Origin of the sequence: Xylanimonas ulmi (genome assembly GCF_004216535.1) — a bacterium.
In the GTDB taxonomy this organism is placed as follows: domain Bacteria; phylum Actinomycetota; class Actinomycetes; order Actinomycetales; family Cellulomonadaceae; genus Xylanimonas; species Xylanimonas ulmi.
Map to the genome: position 1 here is coordinate 3,060,595 of NZ_SGWX01000001.1, position 24,435 is coordinate 3,085,029.

General features: G+C 74.9%; 19 protein-coding genes. 11 read left to right on the forward strand and 8 right to left on the reverse strand.

Features of this window, described 5'->3' with window-relative positions; all coding sequences use genetic code 11:
• Positions 1-68: 68 nt before the first annotated feature.
• Genes EV386_RS14170 through EV386_RS14180 form a run of 3 tightly spaced genes read left to right on the forward strand, consistent with a single transcriptional unit; the run spans position 69 to position 3,015 of the window.
• On the forward strand, positions 69-1,031 hold the full coding sequence (locus EV386_RS14170) for an NAD(P)-dependent oxidoreductase (protein WP_130415999.1): 963 nt from the start codon (positions 69-71) through the stop codon (positions 1,029-1,031).
• Positions 1,028-2,488: an NADP-dependent phosphogluconate dehydrogenase gene (gene gndA / locus EV386_RS14175; protein ID WP_130416000.1), complete on the forward strand. Its 1,461-nt coding sequence runs from the start codon at positions 1,028-1,030 to the stop codon at positions 2,486-2,488. The genes EV386_RS14170 and gndA overlap by 4 nt, the downstream gene beginning before the upstream one ends.
• Positions 2,485-3,015, forward strand: a complete 531-nt coding sequence (locus EV386_RS14180; RefSeq protein ID WP_130416001.1) for a gluconokinase — start codon at positions 2,485-2,487, stop codon at positions 3,013-3,015. Before gndA ends, EV386_RS14180 begins: the two co-directional genes overlap by 4 nt.
• Before the next feature lie 114 nt (positions 3,016-3,129).
• Here the strand turns inward: EV386_RS14180 and EV386_RS14185 are convergent, their stop codons facing one another.
• Positions 3,130-3,954: a copper resistance CopC family protein gene (locus EV386_RS14185; RefSeq protein ID WP_130416002.1), complete on the reverse strand. Its 825-nt coding sequence runs from the start codon at positions 3,952-3,954 to the stop codon at positions 3,130-3,132.
• A gap of 127 nt (positions 3,955-4,081) precedes the next feature.
• On the opposite strand from EV386_RS14185, the gene EV386_RS14190 reads away from it, so the two are divergent.
• From EV386_RS14190 to EV386_RS14200, 3 genes are all read left to right on the forward strand, one after another.
• Positions 4,082-6,130, forward strand: a complete 2,049-nt coding sequence (locus EV386_RS14190; protein ID WP_130416003.1) for an NAD(+) synthase — start codon at positions 4,082-4,084, stop codon at positions 6,128-6,130.
• Positions 6,131-6,384: 254 nt separating this feature from the next.
• On the forward strand, positions 6,385-6,849 hold the full coding sequence (locus EV386_RS14195) for a hypothetical protein (protein WP_130416004.1): 465 nt from the start codon (positions 6,385-6,387) through the stop codon (positions 6,847-6,849).
• Between the two features lie 194 nt (positions 6,850-7,043).
• On the forward strand, positions 7,044-7,364 hold the full coding sequence (locus EV386_RS14200; RefSeq protein WP_130416005.1) for a transcriptional regulator: 321 nt from the start codon (positions 7,044-7,046) through the stop codon (positions 7,362-7,364).
• Positions 7,365-7,617: 253 nt separating this feature from the next.
• Here the strand turns inward: EV386_RS14200 and EV386_RS14205 are convergent, their stop codons facing one another.
• Both EV386_RS14205 and EV386_RS14210 read right to left on the reverse strand, forming a co-directional pair.
• Positions 7,618-9,666: a penicillin-binding transpeptidase domain-containing protein gene (locus tag EV386_RS14205; RefSeq protein WP_242607977.1), complete on the reverse strand. Its 2,049-nt coding sequence runs from the start codon at positions 9,664-9,666 to the stop codon at positions 7,618-7,620.
• A gap of 107 nt (positions 9,667-9,773) precedes the next feature.
• On the reverse strand, positions 9,774-10,439 hold the full coding sequence (locus EV386_RS14210) for a hypothetical protein (RefSeq protein WP_130416006.1): 666 nt from the start codon (positions 10,437-10,439) through the stop codon (positions 9,774-9,776).
• 233 nt (positions 10,440-10,672) lie between these two features.
• Here EV386_RS14210 and EV386_RS18865 point away from each other — a divergent pair, with 233 nt between their 5' ends.
• The 3 genes from EV386_RS18865 (at position 10,673) to EV386_RS14225 (ending at position 17,070) form a co-directional block, all read left to right on the forward strand.
• Complete coding sequence (locus EV386_RS18865; protein ID WP_130416007.1) at positions 10,673-13,633, forward strand: helix-turn-helix transcriptional regulator; 2,961 nt, start codon at positions 10,673-10,675, stop codon at positions 13,631-13,633.
• Between the two features lie 94 nt (positions 13,634-13,727).
• Positions 13,728-15,962, forward strand: a complete 2,235-nt coding sequence (locus tag EV386_RS14220) for a SpoIIE family protein phosphatase (protein ID WP_130416008.1) — start codon at positions 13,728-13,730, stop codon at positions 15,960-15,962.
• Between the two features lie 40 nt (positions 15,963-16,002).
• Positions 16,003-17,070, forward strand: a complete 1,068-nt coding sequence (locus EV386_RS14225; protein ID WP_130416009.1) for a sigma-70 family RNA polymerase sigma factor — start codon at positions 16,003-16,005, stop codon at positions 17,068-17,070.
• On the opposite strand, the gene EV386_RS14230 is transcribed toward EV386_RS14225, so the two are convergent.
• Complete coding sequence (locus tag EV386_RS14230) at positions 17,048-17,503, reverse strand: hypothetical protein (protein ID WP_130416010.1); 456 nt, start codon at positions 17,501-17,503, stop codon at positions 17,048-17,050. The genes EV386_RS14225 and EV386_RS14230 overlap by 23 nt on opposite strands.
• Before the next feature lie 186 nt (positions 17,504-17,689).
• On the opposite strand from EV386_RS14230, the gene EV386_RS14235 reads away from it, so the two are divergent.
• A complete protein-coding gene (locus EV386_RS14235; protein WP_130416011.1) occupies positions 17,690-18,634 on the forward strand; it encodes a 5'-3' exonuclease in 945 nt (314 codons plus the stop codon).
• 146 nt (positions 18,635-18,780) lie between these two features.
• Here the strand turns inward: EV386_RS14235 and EV386_RS14240 are convergent, their stop codons facing one another.
• The 4 genes from EV386_RS14240 to EV386_RS14255 all read right to left on the reverse strand — a co-directional run bounded on the left by EV386_RS14240 (position 18,781) and on the right by EV386_RS14255 (position 23,583).
• Positions 18,781-21,438, reverse strand: coding sequence for a phosphoenolpyruvate carboxylase (locus EV386_RS14240; RefSeq protein WP_130416954.1), 2,658 nt, complete (start codon positions 21,436-21,438; stop codon positions 18,781-18,783).
• 208 nt (positions 21,439-21,646) lie between these two features.
• A complete protein-coding gene (locus EV386_RS14245) occupies positions 21,647-22,405 on the reverse strand; it encodes a zf-HC2 domain-containing protein (RefSeq protein ID WP_130416012.1) in 759 nt (252 codons plus the stop codon).
• Positions 22,402-22,905, reverse strand: a complete 504-nt coding sequence (locus tag EV386_RS14250; RefSeq protein WP_130416013.1) for a sigma-70 family RNA polymerase sigma factor — start codon at positions 22,903-22,905, stop codon at positions 22,402-22,404. Before EV386_RS14250 ends, EV386_RS14245 begins: the two co-directional genes overlap by 4 nt.
• Before the next feature lie 3 nt (positions 22,906-22,908).
• On the reverse strand, positions 22,909-23,583 hold the full coding sequence (locus EV386_RS14255) for a YceI family protein (RefSeq protein WP_130416014.1): 675 nt from the start codon (positions 23,581-23,583) through the stop codon (positions 22,909-22,911).
• Between the two features lie 337 nt (positions 23,584-23,920).
• On the opposite strand from EV386_RS14255, the gene EV386_RS14260 reads away from it, so the two are divergent.
• A complete protein-coding gene (locus EV386_RS14260) occupies positions 23,921-24,409 on the forward strand; it encodes a COG4315 family predicted lipoprotein (RefSeq protein ID WP_242607978.1) in 489 nt (162 codons plus the stop codon).
• Positions 24,410-24,435 lie beyond the last annotated feature (26 nt).

Sequence of the window (24,435 nt, forward strand, 5' to 3'; positions counted from 1 at the left end):
ACGTGGTCCCGACGTCGAGGGTAGCGGATCGTTCAGTGGGCTGAATGCGGTTCGCTATACTGGCCACTATGACGAGTCAACGCGGACCTTTGCAGAACCCCCACACCACGCCCACCGACGCCGCCCGCGGCGTCGGGTTCATCGGACTCGGCTCCATGGGCCTGCCGATGGCGAAGAACCTGGTCACCGCGTCCCCCGCGGGCACGGTGCACCTCATGACGTTCGCCCCCGGCGACGTCCAGCCGCTCATCGACGCCGGCGCCGTCTACCACGCGACCGCGCGGGAGGTCGCGCAGGAGTGCGACCTCGTCGTGCTCATGGTGCCCGACCTGCCCGACGTCGTCGCCACGCTCGACGGGCCCGACGGCCTGCTCGCGGGGCGGCGCGGCCGCCTGGTGGTCGCGGTGAGCTCCAGCGTGTCCCCCGCCGGGCTGCGCGCCCTGGCCCGGCGCCTCGACGAGGAGAGCGACGGGCAGGTGCGCGTCATCGACGCGCCCGTCAGCGGCGGGACCGAGGGCGCCGAGGCCGGGACGCTCGCGATCATGATCGGCGGCGAGGAGTCCGACGTCGCGCGGGCGCTGCCCGTCTACGAAGCCATGGGCACACCCGTGCGCCTCGGGCCCATCGGCGCCGGTCAGGTCGCCAAGGCGTGCAACCAGATCATCGTCGCCGCGACCATGACCGCCCTGGCCGAGGCCGTCGTCCTGGCCGAGCGCTCGGGCCTCGACATCGCCCGCCTGCTCGACCTGCTCCAGCAGGGGTTCGCGGGCAGTCGGCTGTTGGACGTCAAGAAGGACCGCCTGATCCGCCACGACCACAGCCCGTCCGGCGCGGCGCGGTTCATGGTCAAGGACCTGGCGGGCATGCTCGCGCAGGCGCGCTCCGTCGGCGCGCCGACCCCGATGACCGAGGCGGCGCACCGCCTGTTCTGCGACCTGACCGCGCAGGGGCTGGGCGACCAGGACCTGTCGGTCGTCCAGGCCTACCTCGACTCGCACGTCACCCCCACCATCGAAGGAGCCCCGGCATGAGCGCCGACACCACCCCGACCGCCCCCGCCCTCGCGCAGATCGGTGTGACCGGTCTTGCGGTGATGGGTCGGAATTTGGCGCGGAATTTGGCGCGGCATGGGTACACGGTGGCGGTGCATAACCGCAGTGTGGCCAGGACGCGGTCGTTGGTCGCGCAGGCGGGCGATGAGGGGGTGTTCGTGCCGTGCGAGTCGTTGGCGCAGTTTGTGGCGTCGTTGGAGCGTCCGCGCAAGGTCGTGGTGATGGTCAAGGCCGGGGCGGCCACGGACGCGGTGATCGATGAGCTGACGCCGTTGTTGGAGGAGGGCGACATCGTGGTCGACGCGGGCAACGCCCACTACCCGGACACGGTGCGTCGGGAGGCGGCGCTGCGGGAGCTGGGTCTGCGGTTTGTGGGGGCGGGGGTCTCGGGCGGTGAGGAGGGGGCGTTGCACGGCCCGTCGATCATGCCCGGTGGCACACGCGAGGCGTATGAGGTGTTGGGCCCGATCTTGGAGGACATCGCCGCGAAGGTCGACGGGGTCCCGTGTTGTGCGTATGTGGGCCCGGACGGGGCGGGGCACTTCGTCAAGATGGTGCACAACGGCATCGAGTACGCCGACATGCAGCTGATCGGTGAGGCGTATGACCTGCTGCGTCAGGGGTTGGGCGCCTCCGCGGGCGAGATCGGGGAGGTCTTCGCCCGGTGGAACACCGGGGACCTGGAGTCGTTCCTGATCGAGATCACCGCGGACGTGCTCTCGCATGTGGACGCCGAGACCGGGGCCGCGTTCGTCGACGTGGTGGCCGACCAGGCCGAGCAGAAGGGCACCGGGCGTTGGACGGTGCACAGCGGCCTGGACCTGGGGGTGCCGATCACCGCGATCGCCGAGGCCACGTTCGCCCGCGCCCTGTCGGGCGCGACGGCCGGGCGCCAGGCCGCGCGCGCCGCGCTGCCCGCCCACGCCCCCGCGTGGCAGGTCGCCGACCGCGACGCGTTCGTCGAGGACGTGCGCCAGGCCCTGTACGCCTCGAAGGTCGTGGCCTACTCCCAGGGCTTCGACCAGATCGCCGCGGCCTCGGCCGAGCACGGGTGGGGCATCGACCGCGGCGCGATGGCCCGCATCTGGCGCGGCGGGTGCATCATCCGCGCCCGGTTCCTGGACCGCATCACCCAGGCCTATGAGCGCGACACGGACCTGCCGCTGCTGCTGGCCGACCCCTACTTCACCGACGCCGTCGCCTCGGGCCTGGCCGCCTGGCGGCGCGTGGTCGCCGCCGCCGCCACCCACGGCGTGCCCACCCCCGCGTTCTCCTCCGCCCTGGCCTACTACGACGCCGTGCGCGCACCGCGCCTACCCGCCGCGCTCATCCAAGCCCAACGCGACTACTTCGGCGCCCACACCTACCACCGCACCGACAAAGACGGCGCCTACCACACCGACTGGTCCGGCGACCGCACCGAGTCGAACGCATGAGCGCGACCGCCGGCCGGATCGTCGTCATGGGCGTGTCCGGCTCTGGAAAGTCCACGGTCGCCGCCCTGCTCGCGCAGCGGCTCGGCGTGCCGTTCGCCGAGGGCGACGAGTTCCACTCCCCGGCGAGCCGGGCCAAGATGGCCTCGGCCGTGCCCCTGACCGACCAGGACCGGGCGCCCTGGCTCGCCTCGCTGCGCGACTGGGCCGCTGCCCAGCCCGCGGGGTGCGTCGTGTCCTGCTCCGCGCTGCGCCGCAGCTACCGCGACGTGCTGCGCGCCGCCGGCCCCGACGTCGTCTTCCTGCAGATCGACGTGCCCGCCGAGACCCTGCGCGCCCGCATGGACGCCCGCGAGGGGCACTACATGCCCACGGCGTTGCTGATCTCCCAGCTCGCGACGCTCGAACCACTCGGCGACGACGAGGCCGGGCGCCGGCTGGACGGCAGCGCGGACGTGGACGACGTCGTCGGCGCGGCGCTCGACGCCGTCGCGGCGCCCGACGTCGTCGCGGCGACCGCGCTGGGCTGAGCGATTCGCCGCGCGGGCCCGCCGGGAGTGCCCCGACGGGCCCGCTTGGGCGTCCGTTCTACCCCGGCGGGCCCGCTCCGCCATCAGTCCTGTCCGGGTGGACCCGCTGCGCCATCAGTCCTGTCCGGGCGGGCCGAACACGCGCGCGCCGCGACGCCGCCCCCAGGCGAGGCCCGCGAGGGCGACGGCGAGCACCGCGACTCCCGCCGCGATCCAGCCGACCACCGCGCCGCCCGACGGGCTCGCCGCGATCGGCGCGGGCGTGGGCGAGGCCGTGTCGGCCGGGCTGTCGGCCGTCGCGTCCGTCGGGGTGTCGGTCGCCCTGTCGGCCGTCGCGTCGGCCGGGCTGTCGGTGGCGGCGTCGGCCGGGCTGTCAGTCGCGCTGTCGGCCGGGCTGTCGGCCGCGGCCTGCGTGGGCTCCGCGACCGGGCTGGGCGCGGGCGCGGCCACGGTGAAGGTGAGCGAGCCCTCGACGGGGTGCCCGTCGGCGGACACGATCCGCCACGCCACCTGGTAGGCGCCGTGGGGCGCGTCGGGCGGCAGCGGCGCGGTCACGGTGACGCCGTCGACCTGTGCGGGCTGGGCGCCGACGTCGACGCCGTCGGCCGTCACGACCACCTGTGTGCCCGTCTCCAGCACCTGCTCGCTGAAGGTCAGCGTGACGGCGGCGGGCACGGCGTCGAGCGTCGTCCCGTCCGCCGGGTCCGACGACACGAGCCGGTCGTGCGCGCTCGCCGGCGCCGCGAGCCCCACGAGCGCCGCGCCCACCGCGAGCAGCGCCACCAACAGCGCGGACAGCGCCCGCGCGGGCACGGTCTGTCGCGCAGGCGACACCCCGCGAGCGACGGGCGAGGCCGGGCGCGTCGCCCCGGACGGCGCGGGCGTCAGCGGGCGACGGGACGCGCGAGAGCGCGCAGAGGTGAGGCGCGGTGAGGACATGCACGCACCTTACGACCGCGCCCACACCCCGATGACCGGGCGGACGGGTCGATCGATGTGAGATCGCCCGCGCCCACGGCGAGACGGCGGGCGGCGTCCGCCACCGCCGTCGGGCAGACTCAGGGGCATGTCCAGCAGCGAGTTCTGGTCCGCCTACGCCCACGGGTTCGCCCGGGTCGCGGCCGTGACCGTCCCCGTCCGCGTCGGCGACCCGGCCGCCAACGCCGCCCACGTCATCGAGCAGGCGCGCGCGTGCCATGACGACGGCGTGGCCGTCGCCGTCTTCCCTGAGCTGTGCCTGTCGGGGTACGCGATCGACGACCTGTTCCTGCAGGACCCGCTGCTCGAGGCCGTCCAGGACGCGCTGGCCGACGTCGTCGACGCGTCCGCCGACCTGCGCCCCGTGCTCGTGGTGGGCGCCCCGCTCGAGGCGGGCGCGCGCGTGCTCAACTGCGCCGTCGTCGTGCACGGCGGGCAGGTGCTCGGCGTCGCGCCCAAGTCGTACCTGCCCACCTACCGCGAGTTCTACGAGCGACGCTGGTTCGCGCCCGGCGACGACCGGCGCGGGCAGAGCCTGCGGCTGCTGGGGCAGGACGTGCCGTTCGGGCCCGACCTGATCTTCGCGGCGTCCGACGTCGCGGGGCTGCGGCTGCACGTCGAGGTGTGCGAGGACATGTGGGTGCCCGTGCCACCGTCGGCCGAGGCCGCGCTCGCGGGCGCGACCGTGCTGGGGAACCTGTCGGCGTCGCCCGTGACGGTCTCGCGCGCCGAGGACCGGCGGCTCATGGTGCGCTCGGCCTCGGCGCGGTGCAGCGCCGCCTACGTGTACGCGGCCGCGAGCCAGGGCGAGTCGAGCACCGACCTGTCGTGGGACGGGCAGACGATGGTCTACGAGTGCGGCGACCTGCTGGGCGAGACCGAGCGGTTCCCCGACGCCGCGCGGCGCGCCGTCGTCGACGTCGACCTCGACCGGCTGCGCCAGGAGCGGCTGCGGCAGGGCACGTTCGACGACAACCGGCGCACGCTCGCGGCGCGGACCGGCGACTTCCGCACGGTCGAGTTCGAGCTGCGACCGCCGTCGGGCGACATCGGGCTGCGGCGCAAGGTCGACCGGTTCCCGTTCGTGCCCGACGACCCCGAACGGCTCGCGCTCGACTGCTACGAGGCCTACAACATCCAGGTCGCCGCGCTCGAACAGCGGCTGACCTCGATCGGGGCGCCCAAGATCGTCATCGGCGTCTCGGGTGGGCTCGACTCGACCCACGCGCTCATCGTCGCGGCCAAGGCGATGGACCGGCTGGGGCGGCCGCGCTCCGACATCCTCGCCTACACGCTGCCGGGGTTCGCGACCGGGGAGGCGACCAAGGAGCGCGCGTGGCGGCTGGGGCGCTCGCTCGGCGTGAGCTTCGAGGAGATCGACATCCGGCCCGCCGCCGAGCAGATGCTGCGCGACCTGGGGCACCCGTACGGGCGCGGCGAGCGGGTCTACGACGTCACGTTCGAGAACGTCCAGGCGGGACTGCGCACCGACTACCTGTTCCGGCTGGCCAACCACCTGGGCGGCATCGTGCTGGGCACCGGCGACCTGTCGGAGCTCGCGCTCGGGTGGGCCACCTACGGCGTCGGCGATCAGATGTCGCACTACGTGGTCAACTCCGGGGTGCCCAAGACGCTCATCCAGCACCTGATCCGCTGGGTCATCGCCTCGGGGCAGTTCTCCCCCGAGACCGACCAGGTGCTCGCCGAGATCCTCGACCAGGAGATCTCGCCCGAGCTGGTGCCCGCCGACGCCGACGGCGCCCTGCAGTCCACTCAGGCCAAGATCGGGCCCTACGAGCTGCAGGACTTCACGCTGTACTGGACGCTGCGCCACGGGCTGCGCCCCTCGAAGATCGCATTCCTGCAGTGGCACGCGTGGCACAGCGCGGCGCTCGGCGAGTGGCCGTCCGGCTTCCCGCACGACGATCGCTCCGAGTACGACCTGGCGACCATCCGGCGGTGGATGGAGCTGTTCTTCCGCCGGTTCTTCGCCAACCAGTTCAAGCGCTCGGCCATCCCCAACGGCCCCAAGGTCTCGGCCGGCGGCACCCTGTCGCCGCGCGGCGACTGGCGCATGCCGTCCGACGCGACCGCCACCGCCTGGCTCGCCGACCTCGCCACCCTCCCCCCCACCTGACCCGCCCCCACCGCCGCTCCACACTCGCCCGGCCCCGGCCCCGGCCCGAGTTCGAGCATTTGCGCGGTGTTCGAGCGCTTGTCGCGCCGTTCGAGCGCCCGGGGGCTCGAACTCGCATCGAATGCTCGAACTCACGGCCCTCCGCTTGAGCCCCGCGCGCGCGTTCGCGTCGGCGCGACGGTCGCGCGATGGGTTGACTTTCCCGGTGGGAAAGTATGATCCTGGTTTTCCTGCTAGGAAAGTGAGGGGTCGTCATGAGCATTACTCCGGATGAGGCCCGGGCCGCGCTCGCCGCAGCCGACGCCGGGCGCCGCGCCGTCGCCGACGAGGTCGGGGCGCCCGCCTGGTACTGGTGGGGCCTCGGCGTGTGTTGGATCGCCCTGGGCGCCATCAGTGATCTCGACATCGCGTGGTTGACCACACTCGCCACGCTCGTGTTCGGCGCCGCGCACGCACAGATCTTTGGGCGGGTCGCGGGAGGCCGACGGCGCACCGGCCTGGTGAGCGTGCGCGCCGAGGTCGCTGGTCGCCACACGCTGCTTCACGTCTGGCTGCTGCTGATCGCCCTCATCGTCGTCGGCGCCGCGTTCGCCCTGATCATCGCCGCCGACGGCGCCGCGCACCCGGGCACGATCGCCTCGCTGCTTCCCGCGGCGATCGTCGCCGCCGGCGGGCCGCGCCTCGTGCGCTGGTCAGCCGCACGGGCGGCACGGCGATGAGCGGCGCGGAGGGCGGGGGCACGCCCGTCCCTCACGACCCCGCACGCCGAGGCGGACGAAGGACGGGCGCCGGCAAGGGCGTCTCGTCCACACGCGCTGGCGGCGCCCCCTCCCGCAGCGAGCCCCTCGCCCCCCTGGGCGCCGCAGGCTCGCCGCCCGGCGACCCGCGCGCGCGGGGACCGCACTCGGTCACGGTGACGGCGGTCGAGCCACGTTTCGACGAGGTCATCCACCCGGCCACGCGGCTGCAACTGGTCGCGGCCCTCGCGGCCGCCGACTGGGCCGAGTTCGCGTTCCTGCGCGATCGGCTCGCGATGTCCGACTCCGCGCTGTCCAAACAGCTCAGCGCGCTGGAGGAGGTCGGCTACGTCACCACCGACCGAGTGCTCGACGGCGGACGACGACGCGTCCGAGCTCGCCTCACCGCAGCCGGCCGCACCGCGCTGGCGTCCCACCTGGCCGCCCTCAACGCGCTGCTCGGCGCTGCACCCGACAGCGCACCAACCGCGAACTAGACCTCGCTACCGCGAACGGCCCCGCCACGCCCGAACCACCCACCCCCTGCTCAGCCACTACACCCGCTGGGCCACCCTCGTGCCAGCGACCCGCGCCCGCCGCCGCGAGTTCGAGCATTCGGGTCTAGTTCGAGCCCCCGGGCGCTCGAACACCACGACGAATGCTCGAACACTCCGCAGATGCTCGAACGCGCGGGGCGCCGGGGCGCCCGGGCACGGCGCGGCGCGCGGGGGCGTGCGCGGGGGTGGGGGGTCAGGGGGTGGTGAGGAAGGCGTGCATGAGGGGGCCGCTGGTGGTCGAGCCGCGCTCGCCGACCTCGACGAAGACCGCCACCGCGAGGTCGCCCGCGATCGCGATCATCCAGGTGTGCTGCTGCGTGCCGTCGCCGAACTGGGCCGTTCCGGTCTTGGCGCCCACGATGCCAGGCACGTCGCGCAGCACGGTCGCGCTGCCGCTGGCCACGACTCCCGCCATGAGGTCGCGCAGCGTCGCGGCCTCGTCGGCGGTGAGCTTCGAGTCAGGCACGTCCTTCGCCTCGGCGGGCGTCGCGGGCTTGACCAGCACCGGGTCGACGCGCTTGCCCGCCGCGACGCTCGCCGCGACGCGCGCCATCGTGAACGGCGACGCCTCGACGCGGTCCTGCCCGATGAGCGTCGCCGCGTGCTGGGCGGGCGTCGCGTCGCTCGGCACGTTGCCGTAGAAGACCGGCGCCCCGACGGGGGTCTCGACCCCGAGCCCGAGGTCGGTGGCGGCGGCGACGAGGTCGTCCTGTGAGACGACGTCGTGCTGGGCGATCATCGCGGTGTTGCACGACTGCGCGATGGCGGTGCGCAGCGGAATGTCGCCAAGCGCGCTGGCCGGGTACTCGGGCACGTTCTGGAACTCGCGCCCATTGACCGTGATGGTGGGCGTGCACGCCACCAGGCTGTCGGGCGTGATGCCCCGGCGCCCGAAGGCGAGCGCGTCGATGACCTTGAAGGTCGAGCCGGGCGCGTACTTGCCCAGCAGCGCGGTGTCCAGCCCGTTGCTGCCCGGCCCCGACGCCGCCGCGAGCACGTCACCCGTCGAGGGCCGGATCGCGACGATCGCGCTCGCCGGTCCCACGTCGGCGAGCACCTGCTCGGCGCGCTCCTGCAGGCCGACGTCGAACGTGGTCTGCAGCGGCGTCCCGTCGACCGCCTCCTTGGTGAACACCTCGCGGGCCGTCGAGGCGTCCGCGTCGGGCTTCGCGGCGGTGACGACGACGCCGGGCGAGCCCGCGAGCTGCGCGTCGTACTGCCGTTGCAGGCCCGAGAGCCCGGTGGTGTCACCCTGCTTGATCCGGCCGCCTGACTGCTCGATGATCTCGGCCGTCGCCTCGCCCGCGCGGCCGAGGATCGCGCGAGCGAACGTCGAGGTGGGGGCGAGCGCCGCCGATCCGGGCAGGACGCCGACCCCGGGGATCTGCCGCGCGGCCTCGATGTCGACGCCCGACCCCTCCTGGCGCAGCGTCACGAGCTCGACGAACGCCTTGGGCCCCGCCGACAGCACGCGCTGGGCGTAGGCGTCAGCGTCGACCGCCACGCCGCCCTGCGCGACGAGCTCGGCGAGCGCGCGCGCCGAGGACTCCCACTGGTCCTGGGCGGCGTGCGTCTTGTCGACGCCGACGCGCCAGACGTCGCGCGTGGTGACCAGCGGCTCGCCCGTCCCGTCGAGGATGTCGGCGCGCTTGGCCTGGACGGTCGAGACGGTCAGCCGCTCGCCCGGCTGCAGGTCCGGCACGAGGAGGGACGGCGTCCACGCCGTCGTCCATGTGCCGGGGCCGTCCGAGCCCTCGGGCGCGTCGGCGTAGGTCAGCTCGGCGCGCGTCAGGTAGGTCCAGTCGGCCTCGGCGCCAAACTGCCACGACCACTGCAGCGTGGCGGTGGCGCGTCGGGCGGCGTCCTCGCCGTCGGGCGCCGTGACCTGCGTGAGCGAGACGTCCGGGTGCTCGCCGCCGACGGCCGTGAGCAGTGGCTCGAGGATCTCGGTGAGCTGCTGCTGCGGGTCGCCGGAGGTGTCCTGGGTCAGCGCCACGCCGTCGAGCGAGCCTGACTGCAGGCCCGCGACCAGGGCCTTGGCCGCGTCGTCGGGCTGCGGGACGCCGTCTCCCGTGCAGGCCGCGAGCGGCATGGCCAGGACGGCGGTCAGCAGCAGCGCGACGAGCCGCCGAGGCCGGGCCGCCCCGGCCGACGGCGCGGCCGGCGCGGACGACGACGCGCGGCGTCGCGCGATCTCGTGCGGAGTGTTGCGGTGCGAGGTGGTGCGGGGGTGGGTGCGCACCCGGGCAGGCTAGCCGACCAGACCGACAACCCGACATCGCCGCGCGCGCACGTCCCCCCGCCGAGCCCCGAGCCGTCGGGCCCGCGAGCCCCCAAGCCCCCGCGCCGTCAGTGCGCCGGGACCGCCTTGACGACCGGATCCCACGCATCGCGCACCAGCGGCGCGGTGTCCTCGTCGGTTCGGCCCGCCCAGACGCGCACCTCGGCGATGGTCTCGGCCAGCAGCGTGCGCAGGCGGGCGTCGACGTCGGGAGCGAACGCCTCGCTGATGCCCTGCACGGCGGTCGAGACGACCGACGGCGTCGCGTCGCGCACAAACCGCTTGGTCCGCATGTGGCTGCCCGCGCAGAACTTGCGGGCCCACTCGGCGGTGCGCGGCGCCTGGTCGAGCGCCTCGACGCTCTCGGGCTCGAGCGTCCCCTCGGGCCGGTCGTCGAGGACGTCGAGCATGCGCTCGCAGCCGATGATCGCCACGGCGAGGGTCTGCTGGCGGTCGGCCGGGGCGACCGGCAGCGCGGTGCGCGCGGCGCGCAGGGCGATGCGCACGTCCCAGCGCGGGTCGCCGCTGGTCAGACCGATGACCGACGGGATGAGCGGCGCGAGCCTCGGGCGGGCGCCGTCGGACGTCAGGTCGTTGACCGCGCGCGCGAGCATCGCGAGCAGCGGGTGCGTGCACTGTGGATGGTCGCTCCACCGCTCGCCCGCGAGGAACGACGCGAGCTCCATGAAGCACGCGCCCTTCTTCGGGTTGCGGTGCTTGCCTCTTCCCAGCATGGGAAGGGCGTCGAAGGACGAAGTCGCGCTGTGTGTGCTTACCACCGTTCCACCCCCGTATCGGGTCCGGGTCCGTGTGCGCTCGGGAGGGGCCCGGGCTGGGTTCCAGTGTGCGCGCGGTGTGACGTAGATCGCAATCGAACGCAAGTCGCAACGTGTCCGGCCGCCGCGGCCCGACCAGCAGATGAGATAAACCGTCCCGTGATGTCGGGGGCTGGTGGCACGATCGAGGGGTGCGCCGATCCACGACGGTTCCGCTGGTCGCCCGCGAGCTTGAGGTGGCCACCTTTCGGCGCGCGCTCGACGCCGCCGCCACAGGCCGCCCCGGCGTGCTGATGGTGGGCGGTGACGCGGGCGTCGGCAAGACCCGGCTCGTGACGCACCTCGCGCAGGCCGCCGAGCGGGCCGGCGCACGCGTCGTCGTCGCGCACTGCGTGGACCTGGGCGAGGTCGGCATCCCCTACCTGCCGTTCTCCGAGGCGCTGACGCTGCTGCGCGACGCGGGCGGGCCCGTGGACACCGCGATCGGCGACCGTCCCGCCCTGGCCCGGCTCATCGACCCCGCCTCGGCCCCGTCTGCGGGCGACGACGCGGCCGAGCGCCTGCAGTTGTTCGACGGCATCGCGGGCGCCCTGGCCGCCTCGGGGGCGCCGGGCGCCCCGCTCGTGCTGGTGCTTGAGGACCTGCACTGGGCCGAGCCGTCGACACGCGACGTGCTGCGGTTCCTGGTGGCCCGGTTGCGCGCCGAGCACCTGCTGATCGTGGGCACCTACCGCACCGACGACGTCGGCCGCCGCCACCCGCTGCGCCCCCTGCTGGCCGAGCTGTCACGCTCCTCGGCCGTCGGCCGCGTGGACCTGGAGCCGTTCACCGCCGACGAGCTGCGCGCCTTCACCACGGCGTTGGCCGGCGCCCCGCTGCCCGAGGACGAGTTCGGGCAGGTGCTGCGCCGCTCGGAGGGCAACGCGTTCTTCGCCGAGGAGCTGCTGCGCGCCGACTGCCCCTCCGACGGCCTGCCGTGGTCGCTCGCGGAGGTGTTGCACGCCCTGCTCCAGCGGCTCGACCCGGCCGTGCAGGAGGTCGCGCGCGTGCTGTCGGTCGCAGGCCGCACCGTGCGCGAGGACCTGCTGCGCGCCGCGGCCTCGCGCACGCGCGCGCTCGCCGATCCGGCCACGCTTGACGCGGCGCTGCGCAACGCCGTCGCCCAGCAGGTCCTGGAGGTCGAGGGCGAGAACCTCGCGTTCCGCCACGCCCTGTTCGCCGAGGCGCTCTACCTCGACCTGCTGCCGGGTGAGCAGGCGGCGCTGCACCGCGCCTACCTCGCGGCGCTGACCGACGACCCGACGCTCGGCGTGCCCGCCCAGCGCGCCCACCACGCGCTGCACGGGCACGACCTGGCCACGGCGCTCGCGGCGTCGCACGAGGCAGCCGACCGGGCCGCGCGGCTGCTGGCTCCCGACGAGGAGCTGCGCCATCGCGAGCAGGTGCTGTCCCTGTGGGACTCGGTGCCCGACGCGGCCGCGCTGACCGGCCAGGACCGCATCGCCGTGGCGCTCGCCGCCTCCGAGGCCGCCAGCCGCGCCGGGCTGTTCCCCCGCGCCGAGCAGCTCGCACGCGTGGCGGTCGACGCGCTCGACGCCGAGCCGCGCCGTCAGGCGGTCGCGCGCGACCTGCTGGCGCGGCATCTGCTCGACCTGGAGCGCATCGAAGCCGCGTTCGAGCAGGCAAAGCTGGCCGTCGACGCGCTCGCGGCCGAGCGTGACGCCGGCTCCGGAGCGTCAGCGGACCTGGCGCGCGCCACCGCACGCCTGGCCCGTGGGCTGCTCAACCTCGACCGCGACGCGGAGGCCGCCCAGTCGGCGCAGGCGGCCGTCGCGGAGGCCCGCGCGGCGGGCGATCCGGGCGTCGAGGCCGACGCGCTGACGACACTGGCCGTCCTCGACGTCGACGATCCCGGCGCCGCCGCCCGCCTGCTGGCCACGGCCCGCCGCCGCGCGGTCGAGGCGGGAGACCTGCTGGTCGAGTTGCGCACCACCCAGAACCTCGCGACGACGTACTACTACGCGGGGGACATCGACAGCAGCGAGGCCGTCATCAGCGAGGGGGTGCGGCGGGCCGAGGCGACCGGGCTGGGCTGGAGCGCCGCGGGCATCCAGCTGCACGTCTTCGACGAGTTGGTGCGCTACGTGCGCGGCGACCTCGCGGCCCGCCCGACGCCGCCCGGCGTGCCCGCGCAGGCGGTCCCGTTCCTCACCTCGGTGCAGCAGTACGCCGCGGTCGCGCGCGGCGACACCGACGCGATCGCGCGTAGCGAGTCGCTGCGCGAGGCGTGGGAGCGGGACGGCCAGATCGCCCTGTACGCCGGGGGCACGCAGGTCGACGCCCTGACGTGGGCGGGGCGCCACGCCGAGGCCGTGGCCCTCGCCGTCGAGCTCGCCGACCACCTCGGCAGGGTGTGGACCGAGTTCTTCCTCGGGCGCATCTGGATCAGCGCACTCGCGCTGGCCGCGCTGGCGGACGCCGCCGAGCGTGAGGCGCCCGGCGCGAGCCGGCAGGAGGTCGCCGCGGCGCGCGCGGAGCTGCTCGCCGTCGGTGACACGCTCGCGCAGGTCGCGCACACCACGGCGGTGCGCGGGCGGCCCCGCGGCGGACAGCTCGGACCGGAGGGTCGCGCCTGGCTGCTGCGCGTCGACGCCGAGCACGCGCGGCTGCGCGCCACGGCGTCGGACGCTCCCGCCGACCCGGCGCTGTGGGAGACGGCGCTGGGCGCGTTCGGCTACGGGTACCGCTACGAGTGCGCCCGCACCCGGTGGCGCTGGGCCCAGGCCCTGCACGCGGCCGGCGACGGCGACGCGGCGGCGGCGCAGAGCGCGACGGCGCTCGCCGAGGCGGAGGCGATGGGCGCGACCCCGCTCGCCGACGCGCTGCGCGAGTGGGCGCGACGCGCGCGCGTCGGCCTTGCGGGGTCTTCCCGCCGCGCTCCCGGGCCCGGCCCCGCCCCGTTGACCGACCGCGAGGAGGAGGTGTTGGCCCTGGTCGCCGAGGGCCTGTCCAACCGGCAGATCGGCGAGCGGCTGTTCATCAGCACCAAGACCGTAAGCGTCCACGTGTCCAACGTGCTGGCCAAGTTGGGCGTCTCGGGCCGCGCCGAGGCGGTCGACGTCGCCCATCGCCGGGGGCTGCTGCGGGTGTGAGGTCCGTCTCCGGTTGGCGCTGGGGCCATGGGTCCCTGGCCGAAGATGACTGTCGCCGGTGGAACGGGGGCACATTGTGGACCATCCTGGGACGATGGCCCCGGACGTGCAGGCTCTCAGGCAACCGCGCCTCGGCCTCACCCACGCGGACGACGAGTTCGACCGGATCGCCCGGCTCGTGTGCCGCCAGCTCGACGTCTCGATCGCCACGGTCGCGCTGCTGTCGCCGGAGGGTGTCGTCCTGCCCGGCTCCCTCGGCATGCCAGAGCCCTACCAGTCCACGCGTCGCATCCCGCTCGATGGCACGCTGACCCGCCGGGTCGTCGAGTCGGGCAACCCGCTCGTGCTCCAGGACGTCTCGGCCGATCCGTCCGCCGCCCGGATCTGCGCGATCTTCGGCGTCGAGCACGGCGCCGCCGTCGCGCTGCCCGTGCACGCCGGCGACAACCGCCCCGTGGGCGCGCTGGTCGCCATGGACACCGCGCCGCGCGTGTGGACGGGCGCGGACCTGGCCACGTTGTCCGACCTCGCGGCCTCCTGCTCGGGCGAGATCCGCCTGCGCACCGAGCGCGAGCGCGCCCGCCAGGCCGAGCGCGCCGCACGGCGTGAGCAGCGGCGCTCGCAACTCCTGCTCAGCCTGTCCGAGGCGTTCGCGGGCGCGACCACGGCCGCGCAGGTCGAGCGCGCGATCCGCGGCGTCGTCGACCGCGGCATGGGCGCGTCGTCGAGCTATCTCGCGCTGGTCGACGCCGACCGCCGCGGCCTGACGTTCGTCAGCACCGCGCCCGACGTCGCCCCCGCCCCCCGCAGCGGGCGTCGGTCGTCGCGGGCGCGCATCGACGACGACCTGCCGGTGAGCGAGGTGGCGCGCACCGGCGTGCCGCAGTTCTTCTCGGGCGCGCGGGAGCTCGTCGCCCGCTACCCGCTGCTCGGCGGCAGTCTCGACGACGACGGCGCGTGCTCGCTCATGCCCGTGCACGCCGACGGCCGCGTCGCCGCCGTGGTGTGCACACGATGGGAGTCCGAGCGCGCCCTCGACCGCGACACCGCGTCGCTTGAGGCGACGCTCGCGCCCTACGTGGCGCACGCGCTCGACCGGATCGCGCTGCTGGAGGCCCGCCGACGCGTCTCCACGACGCTTCAGGCGGCGCTGCTGACAGCGCCGCCCGCGGTCGCCAACCTCGACATCGCCACGACCTACGAGCCGGCGACCCGCACCGACCAGGTCGGCGGGGACTGGTACGACGTCGTCGCGGTCGACGACGACACGACGGTGCTGATGATCGGCGACGTCACCGGGCACGACATGCAGGCCGCCGCGCACATGGGCCAGTTGCGCTCGATGCTGCGCGCGCTCGCGTGGAGCCACGACGAGACGCCGTCGGTGTTGCTGACGCTGCTCGACCGCGCCAACCACCAGCTCGGTCCGCGCGCCGGGGCGACCGCCGTCGTCGTGCGCCTCGAACGCCTGCCCGTCGTCGGCGAGCAGGGTCACAAGCCCGGCACGTACGCCGTGACCTGGTCCAATGCGGGGCATCCGCCGCCGCTGGTGCTGCGCCAGGACGGGTCGGTCGAGGTGCTGCGTCGGCCCGCCGACCTGCTGTTGGGCGTGCTGCCGGCCACCCGGCGCTCGGATCACTCGACCACGTTGCGGCCTGGCGAGACGCTGCTGCTGTACACCGACGGACTGGTCGAGCGGCGCCGCGAGACCATGGCCGACCGCATCGCGCTGCTCGCCGAGACGTTCGCGCGCACGGCCGCCGCCGCGACGGCGACGCTCCCGGCCACGCTCGTGCGCACGATGGTGCCCGCCCCCCAGCGCGACGACGTCGCGGTGCTCGCGGTGCGGGCGCGCGAGGCGGCGTCGGTGACGGCCGAGGCCCCGGTGGACGTCGACGGCGTGGTGGCGACGTCGCTGGTGCGCGCGGAGCGGCGGGTCGCCGACTCGCTCGCCGACCTGGGGCCGGCGCGGCGCTGGATCGACGACATCCTGGAGACCTCCGGCGTCGCGCAGCGCGAACGGCGCACCGCGATGCTGCTGTCGAGTGAGCTGCTGACCAACGCCTTGGAGCATGGCGGCGGGCCGGTGACCGCGACCGTGATGATCGACGCGGAGAGCGCGCACGTGCGCGTGGGCGTCCGCGACGCCTCGACCGAGCGGCCGCAGCTGCGCAACCCCGACCCGCACGAGCTGTCGGGGCGAGGCGTGCTGTTCCTCGATCGGCTCGCTGCACGGTGGGGCGTCATCGACCACGACGGCGCCGAGATGATCGGGCGGCACGGGCAGGACGTGGCCGGCAAGACCGTCTGGTTCGAGCTGCGCACCTGACCCGGGATCCGTGTCACCCGCGCGGCGTAGCGTGTGATCCATGACACAGGCAACCCAGGTCACTCCGGTCGACGCGGTGGCCGTCGAGCTCGACCGCTACCGCTCCGAGCTCACGGGCTTCTGCTATCGCATGCTCGGCGGGGTCTTCGACGCGGACGACGCCGTGCAGGAGACGATGCTGCGCGCCTGGCGCGCCTACGACCGGTTCGAGGGGCGCGCGTCACTGCGCTCGTGGCTGTACCGCATCGCGACCAACGTGTGCTTCGACCACCTCGGCTCGGCCGCCCACCGGCGCGAGCGCCCCATGGGACTCGGCGCCGCGCAGGAGCCGACGCTGGAGAACTTCGGCGAGACGCTCGCCGAGGACCGCTGGGTCGAGCCCGTGCCCGACGACGCCGTACTGCCGCGCGAGGGCGACCCCGCACAGGTCGCGGTGGGGCACGAGTCGATCCGCCTGGCGTTCGTGGCCGCGCTGCAGCACCTGCCGCCGCGGCAGCGGGCCGTGCTGGTGCTGCGCGAGGTGCTGCGCTGGTCGGCGGCCGAGACGGCGGACCTGCTCGACATGAGCGTCGCGGCCGTGAACTCGGCGCTCCAGCGGGCGCGCGCGACGCTCGACGAGAAGGCCCCGACCCCCGAGGCGACCGCGCACACGCCGGGCGAGGCCTGGCGCGACGCCATGCTGGAGCGCTACCTCGACGCGTTCGAGCGGTACGACATGGATGCGCTGGTCGCGCTGCTGCGCGAGGACGCCCACCTCAACATGCCGCCGTACGCGATGTGGGTCCGGGGTCCGCGCGACATCGCCGCGTGGATGCTCGGCCCGGGCGCCGAGTGCCGTGGCTCGCGCTGCGTGCCGGTGCGGGCGAACGGCTCGCCCGCGTTCGGGCAGTACCGGCCCGACCCCGTGCGCGGCGGCCACTTCGCCTGGGGTCTGGTGGTCCTGGAGACCGACGCCGACCAGGTCACGGGCATCACGACGTTCCTCGACGTCGCGTCGTGGTTCCCGCGCTTCGGGCTGCCGCTGCGGCTCGACGACGGCACGCACGACGACGCCACGCATCACGACGCCGCGGACGACGGCGGTCTCAGCCGATCGTCAGCGCCTTGACCGCTCCCGCGAGGGTGACGTCTTCGGGGTCGTCGAGGTCCTCGACCGTCGCGATGATCGCGTGCTCGCCGGGCGCGACCTCGGCCAGCGCCGCCCGGACCCGGTCACGGCCGAGCGAGCTCAGCGCCTGGCTGGTGAAGCCCACGTAGGCCAGGCCTCCGGCCAGGCCCAGGAACGGGGCGGTGAGCGTCAGCCAGATCAGGTCCCACCGGAAGCGCTTGCGACCCATCGCGGGCGCCACGACGTGCGCGACGGGCTGCGCCGTGTACCTGCTGCGCTCGCCGTCCCAGCCGATGAGGTAGGCCGAGCCGACGCCGGACTCGCCCAGCCGGGCCCGGGATCGCAGCGACACGGCCGCGGCCGTCGCCGACTCCTGGTCGGGGAACACCCACAGGCGCAGCGTGTCGTCATAGGTCTGAGTGCTGTCGCTCATCGCGTCTCCCGCAGTTTCTCGCACTAATCCCCGGACATTCCAACTGCACATTCAGTTTCGCAGGTCGGCGTGGCGCGCGCGAACCCGCGTGGGGCACCCGGGCGCAAACGATCACCCGCGGCGGCCCGCCCCTGCGACCCGGTCACCAGCAGCGCGCATCCGCGGGTCCGTGGGACGCTGGCGCACGTGAGCCTGCTCTTGCTCGACACCGCGTCCCTGTACTTCCGCGCGTTCTACGGGGTGCCCGACTCGCTGCGCTCCCCGCGCGGCGAGCCCGTCAACGCCGTGCGCGGGCTGCTGGACACCATCGCGTTCCTCGTCACGGAGCACCGCCCCACGCGCCTGGTCGCCTGCTGGGACGACGACTGGCGCCCGGCCTGGCGCGTGGCGGCCATCGCCTCCTACAAGGCGCACCGTGTCGCGGTCCCGGGGGGCGGGCCTGGCGGCAGGGACGTCGAGGACGTCCCCGAGGCGCTGACGCCGCAGGTGCCCGTCATCGCGGCGACGGTGGAGGCGTTCGGGATCGCCCGCGTGGGCGCCCCCGGCTACGAGGCCGACGACGTCATCGGCACCCTGGTCGCACGCGAGGCCGCGCGGGGCGCGGCCGCCGAGCCGATCAGCGTCATGACGGGCGACCGCGACCTGTTCCAGCTCGTCGACGACGCCGCCGGCGTGCGCGTGCTCTACCCCGCTCGCGGCGTGCGCGACCCCGACGTCGTCGACCAGGCGCGGCTCGCCGAGAAGTACGGCGTGCCGACCGGATCGGCGTACGCCGACATGGCGGTGCTGCGCGGCGACCCGTCGGACGGCCTGCCCGGGGTGCCCGGCATCGGCGAGAAGACGGCGGCCGGGCTGCTCGCGCGCTTCGGCACGCTCGACGGCGTCCTGGCGGCGCGCGACTCGGGGTTCGGGCTGACGGCCACGCAGCAGCGGCGGCTGACCGAGTCGGCGACGTACCTCGACGTCGCGCCCGCGGTCGTGCGGGTCGCGCGCGACGCCCCGCTGCCCGCGTTCGACGACACGCTGCCGCGCGCGGCCGCGCACCCCGAGGCTCTGGCCGAGCTGACGGCGCGCTGGGGTCTGAGGTCGAGCGTCGACCGCGTGCGCAAGGCCCTGGCCGCCACCGGCTGACCCCACCCGCTGGTTGACCCCACCGGTGGTTGAGCCTGTCGAAACCACCTCCCGGTTTCGACGGGCTCACCCAGCGGGGGCCCGGTTTCGACAAGCTCAACCAGCGCAGGGCCCGGTTTCGACGGGCTCAACCAGCGGCGTCGGTGTCAGCCCGTGTTCTGCAGGCCCGCGGAGACTCCGTTGACGGTCAGCAGCAGCAGGTGCTGCCAGCGCTCGCGCCGGGCCACCGCGTCGGTCGACGGCTCCGAGGCGCCGTCGGTGCGCAGCGCACGCAGCGCGCGCACCTGCAGCAGCGAGAGCGCGTCGACGTAGGGCGAGCGCAGTTGCACGGCGCGGCCGAGCACGCGGCGCCCCGCCAGCGGCCACGCGTTGCCCGTCACGCGCAGCACCCACTCGCGCGTCAGGCGCAGCTCGTCGAGCACCTGCTGCGCGAGATCGTCGCGGTCGCCGAGGGCCAGGTAGCGGGCGGCGATGCGCTCGTCGGTCTTGGCGATCGACATCTCGACGTTCTCGAGCAGCGTGTTGAACAGCGGCCAGTCGTGGTAGGCGGCCTGCAGGTCGGCGAGGCCGCCGTCGCGCGAGTCCGCGTAGTCGCGCAGCGCGGTGCCCAGGCCGTACCAGCCGGCCAGGTTGATGCGCGCCTGCGACCAGGAGAACACCCACGGGATCGCCCGCAGGTCGTCGAGCGAGTTGACCGACAGGCCGCGCTTGGCGGGGCGCGACCCGATGGCGAGCATGCCGATCTCCTCGAGCGGCGTCACCTGCGCGAACCACTGGGGGAAGCCCTCGGCGCGCACCAGGTGGTGGAACCGCTCGCGCGAGCTGACGTCGAGCGACGCGGCCAGGGCCGTGAACCGCTCGGTCGCCTCGGCGTTGCGCTCCTCGACCGACGGCGCCGAGGCGAGCAGCGTCGCGGCCGCGACCTGCTCGATGTGCCGGGTCGCGATGACGGGGTCACCGTAGCGGGCCAGGATGACCTCGCCCTGCTCGGTGAGCTTGAAGCGGCCGGCCACCGAGTGCGGCGGCTGGGCCAGCACGGCGCGGTTGGCGGGGCCGCCGCCACGGCCGAGCGACCCGCCGCGGCCGTGGAACAGGGTGAGCTCGATGTGGTGGCGGTCGGCCCACTCCGCGATGCGCGACTGAGCGCTGTGCAGCGAGAGCGTCGCGGCCACGGGGCCGACGTCCTTCGACGAGTCGGAGTACCCGAGCATGACCTCGACGCGGCGGCCGTTGGCCTCCAGGCGCGCCTGCACCTGCGGCAGCTCGAGCATGGCCTCGAGGATGTCGACCGACCCCTCCAGGTCCGCGAAGGTCTCGAACAGCGGGATCGCGTCGATGACGGGCCGCTCGTCAGGGTCCGGGAACGCGTGCTCGGCGAGCTGGTAGACCGCGGCCAGATGCTCGGGCGCCTGCGTGAACGACACGATGTAGCGGCGGGCGGCCCGCTCGCCGTAGCGGCTCTGCACGTAGCCCAGCGCGCGGAAGGTGTCGAGCACCTCGCGCGTGCGCGGGCTCAGGTCGGGGCTGGAGGCGCCCAACTCCTCGATCTCGGCGAGCGCGGCGGCGTGGACCTGCGAGTGCTGGCGCACCTCCAGCTCGGCCAGGTGGAACCCGAAGGTGTTGACCTGCCAGATGAGTTTCTGCAGGCTGCCGTAGGCGAGGCGGGGCGCCCCGGCCCGCACCAGCGAGTCCTGCACGACGGCGAGGTCCGCCTCGAGCCGCTCGGCGGAGGGGTAGGCCAGGTCGGCGTCGCGGCGGCGGGTGGCGGCGATGCGCTCGGCGATCATGACCAGCACCGCTCGGTGCGGCTCGCCGGGCGACTCCTCCTCGGCCTTGGCCGCGGCCTCGGCCGACAGCTGCCGCAGGCGGTTCCACAGCGAGAGCAGGGCCTCGGACGGCGGGGTGTCGCCCGCCGCGACGGTGAGCTTGCGCGCGGTCAGGAAGGCCTCGGCCTCGAGCGCCGCGAGCGCGTGCTGCGAGGCGAGCGCGGCGGCCTGGCGGGTGATCTCGGGCGTGACGTTGGGGTTGCCGTCGCGGTCGCCCCCGATCCACGTGCCCAGCCGCACGAACGGCCGCACCACGGGCGTCGCCCGGCCGGCGTCGTCGCCCAGGAGCCAGTCGTCCAGGCGGCGGTACACCTCGGGGAAGGTCTGGAAGAGCGTCGCGTCGAACACGCCGACGGCGGACTTGACCTCGTCGATCACGGTCGGCTTGGAGGCGCGCAGCGGCTGGGTTCGCCACAGCACGTCGATCTCGGCGAGCAGACGGCGGTCGGTCTCGGCGAGCGCGGTGCCGCGCGGGTGCAGCGTGTCGCGCTCGGCCAGCAGGGTCGAGATGCGGCGGACCGAGCGGGACACCGCGCGACGGCGCGCCTCGGTCGGGTGCGCCGTGAGCACGGGGCGGAACTCGATGTTCTGCAGGCGGCGCAGCGCCTCGTCACGGCCCACCTCGTCGGCGAGCTGCGTGAACGCCTGCGGGATCGACTCCTCGATCACCGCGGCGCTGCCCGGCTCCTCCTGCTCGCGCTCGCGCAGCACGCGCACACGGTGGTACTCCTCGGCGAGGTTCGCCAGGTGGAAGTAGCACGTGAAGGCGCGGGCGACGTGGTCGGCGCGATCCAGGGAGAACGAGTCGACGAGCTCGGCCGCGGCCGCCAGCGCGCCGTCGTCGTCGCCGTAGGCGCGGATGGTCAGCTCGCGCAGGCGTTCGACGTCGTCGAGCAGGTCCTGGCCGCCGGCCTCCTTGAGGATCGTTCCGAGCAGCCCGCCCAGGAGGCGGATGTCCTCGCGCAGCGGGTCAGGCATCTCGTAGCGCGCGACGACGCGCTCGGTGGCTTGCGGGTTGATCTCGCTCACGGCCACGAGAGTAGCCGCGCCACCCGGGAATGCGGCGCCCCGTCCACTCGGTGGTCCGTCCACAGGCCTGTTCGGCGTCGCGTCGCACCCCCGCACCCGCGCCGATCCGCGGCGCGCGAGGGTGCGGGGGCCGGTGCGCGCGAGCGCGCACCCCGCGTCAGAGCGCGGCGGCCGCGAGCGCGGCGGCCTCGCCCGCCCTCGCGATCTCGACCCGGTCGAGCGCCTCGATGGGCAGCGCCGACGACGCCCCGAGCCCGTGCGCCTCGGGATGCGCCGTCGTCCAGGTCGCCGCGACGCTGCGCCCGCCCGCGCGGTCCACGAGCACGAGCTGGTAGGTCACCTCGGCCGGGTCGTAGCCGCCCGCCGCCGGCCCGCCGGTGAGCGCGTAGCGGCAGCTCCACTCCAGGCGGGTGCCCCAGGGCGTCGGGGTCGCGACCAGGTCGGCGTGCAGGCCCGTGTCGCCCACGGGGACCAGTTCGATCGTGCGCGCCGCCTCCGACGCGGCCGACGACGCCGGCGGCGCCGTGGGGCTCGTGTCCACCAGCCCACTCACCGGCCCACTCACCGATCCGCTCACCAGCCCGCCCGCGACGCCCGCGACGACCGCGAGCGCCGCCCCCGCCGCCGTCAGCCGAGCGCGATGGCGACGACGCCCGCGCCGCGCGGCCGCGGCCAGGCGCGCGAGGGGGAGAACGTCGCCCTCGGCGGGTTCGTCGCCGGCTCCCTGCCCCGCGCCCACCGCGCCCAGCAGGCCGGGCAGGCCCGCGAGCGCCGCCACAGCGTCGCGGCACGCGTCGCACCCGACCAGGTGGGCCTCGAAGTCGCGGCGTTCGCCCGGGCCGAGCGCGCCCAGCACGTACGCCCCGTCCCAGTCGGCGAACGGGTCGAAGGCGTCGGCGTGCGGATCGGGCCTCACGGCGTGACTCCCCTCTCCTGGAGCGCGAGGCGCAGCGCGCGCATCGCGTAGTGCATGCGGGACTTGACGGTGCCGGGCGGCACACCGAGCTCATCGGCGAGCTGCGCCACCGACCGGTCCCCGTAGTACGCGCCGACGACGACGGCGCGGTGCTCGGGGGTGAGCGCGGCGAGCGCGTCGCCCACGAGCCAGGCGTCGAGCACGGCCTGCGTGCGATCGGGCTCGGACTGCTCGGGCACGGCGGCGGTCGAGCGCTCGTGGGCGTACCGCGCGCTGCGCCGCGCGTCGATCACGAGGTGGTGCGCGACGGTGAACAGCCAGGCGCGCACCGAGTCGGGCGGGCGTTCGAGCACCTCGGGGTGGCGCCAGGCGCGCAGCAGGGTCTCCTGGACGACGTCACGCGTCTGCTCCTCGTCCGAGGTCAGGTGCCGGACGTAGCGGTGCAGCGCCGCGGCGTGGGCGCCGTGCACGGCCACCAGAAGATCGTCGTCGCGCGCCACGCCTCACTCCGGGGCCAGCACGAGCGAGAACTCGACCGAGCCCGCCGCCTCGACCGTGACGAACCCGAGCGACGGCGCCTCGACGCCGTAGTCGGCGAACGTGACCGGCACGCTGCCGACGACCTGGATCGCGTCGCCCCCACGGGTCTGCGCGACCTGCGCGGCGACGTCGACCCGCCGGGTCACGCCGTGGATCGTCAGGTCTCCCGTGAGGGTCACGGCGGTGGCGCCGTCGGGCAACGGGGTGGGCGAGGTGAGCGCGAAGGTCGCGGTCGGGAAGTCGCCGGTGCGCAAGGCGGTGCTGCGGAAGTACAGGTCGCGCGGCGGCTGGTCGGTGGCCACCGACGCCATGTCCACGGTGACGCTCGCCGCGGTGAGCGTGCCGTCGTCGAGCGTGACCTGCGCCCGCACCTGCGGCGTGCGGCCCGTCACGGTGGCGTCCTCGCCGCGCAGCACCTCCTCGACGCGGTAGCCCGCGTAGGACCCGTCTTGCGCGGTCCACACGCCGTCGAGCCCGGCGGCGAGCGGCGCCGCGTCCGCGGCGTCGAGGGTCGGCGCGGCCTGCGCATTGCGGTCGGCCCAGCCGGCGTACAGGCCCGGCCCCCAGATCACGGCGGCGCCGACGAGCACGACGACGGCGCCCGCCACGCCGATCCCGACCTTGACCCGTGTGCGCACGATCCGCCCCTCCCCCGGACGCCGGAGCCGCATGACGACCCCGCCCGATCGCCCGACTCCGATCCTGCGACTCCCTGTGGACGACGACGAGGCGCGCCGCCGCCCGGTTCAATCCTGCGCCCGCGGGCCCGACGCGGCCGCGGGTGGGCCGCGCGAGTGGGCCGAGCGGGCGGGCCGCGGGTGAGCAGCGGCGAGCGTGAACCGCGGCGGCCCACGGCTCGTCGTCATCCAGGGAGGCGCCCCGGCCCAAACGTCGGCGTCCCCCCACGCGCCACACGAAAGGGGACCAGCCATGCGACGCGCATCACCACACCTCAGAGCCATACCCGCCAGGGCAGTGCTCGCCGTCGGGCTCGCTCTCGGTCTGGCCGCCGTGGCGGCCGGTTGCGCGAGCGGCGGCGCCGCGGACCCCGGGCCGGCGGCCACGGCGTCGGCGCCACCCGGCACGGCGCTGTCCACCGCCCGCACCAGCCTCGGCGACGTCGTCGTGGACGGGCGTGGCATGACCGTCTACATCTACACACCCGACCGGCCCGGCTCGGGCCGCAGCGCCTGCACGGGCGCGTGCGCCGCGCAGTGGCCCGCCGTCCACGCCGAGACCGCCACACCCCAGGTCCAGGGCGTCACGGCCGAAGTCGGCACGATCACGGGGACGGACGGCATGCTCCAGGTCACCCTCGACGGGCGCCCGCTGTACACCTACGCCGGTGACGGCGCCCCGGGCGACGTCACCGGTCAGGGGCTCGACGACGTGTGGTGGGCCGTCGCGCCCGACGGGGTCGAGGTCACCGAGGCTCCGGCGCCGCTCATGCCGGGCGGGTACTGACCATCCGGGCCTGACCATCCGGGCCT

Coding starts and splice junctions, on each gene's coding strand:
- EV386_RS14180 (WP_130416001.1), top strand. CDS start 2,485: ATGAGCGCGACCGCCGGCCGGATCGTCGTCATGGGCGTGTCCGGCTCT.
- EV386_RS14220 (WP_130416008.1), top strand. CDS start 13,728: ATGGCCCCGGACGTGCAGGCTCTCAGGCAACCGCGCCTCGGCCTCACC.
- EV386_RS14195 (WP_130416004.1), top strand. CDS start 6,385: ATGAGCATTACTCCGGATGAGGCCCGGGCCGCGCTCGCCGCAGCCGAC.
- EV386_RS14185 (WP_130416002.1), bottom strand. CDS start 3,954: ATGTCCTCACCGCGCCTCACCTCTGCGCGCTCTCGCGCGTCCCGTCGC.
- EV386_RS14230 (WP_130416010.1), bottom strand. CDS start 17,503: ATGAGCGACAGCACTCAGACCTATGACGACACGCTGCGCCTGTGGGTG.
- EV386_RS14170 (WP_130415999.1), top strand. CDS start 69: ATGACGAGTCAACGCGGACCTTTGCAGAACCCCCACACCACGCCCACC.
- EV386_RS14225 (WP_130416009.1), top strand. CDS start 16,003: ATGACACAGGCAACCCAGGTCACTCCGGTCGACGCGGTGGCCGTCGAG.
- EV386_RS14190 (WP_130416003.1), top strand. CDS start 4,082: ATGTCCAGCAGCGAGTTCTGGTCCGCCTACGCCCACGGGTTCGCCCGG.
- EV386_RS14210 (WP_130416006.1), bottom strand. CDS start 10,439: ATGCTGGGAAGAGGCAAGCACCGCAACCCGAAGAAGGGCGCGTGCTTC.
- gndA (WP_130416000.1), top strand. CDS start 1,028: ATGAGCGCCGACACCACCCCGACCGCCCCCGCCCTCGCGCAGATCGGT.
- EV386_RS14240 (WP_130416954.1), bottom strand. CDS start 21,438: ATGCCTGACCCGCTGCGCGAGGACATCCGCCTCCTGGGCGGGCTGCTC.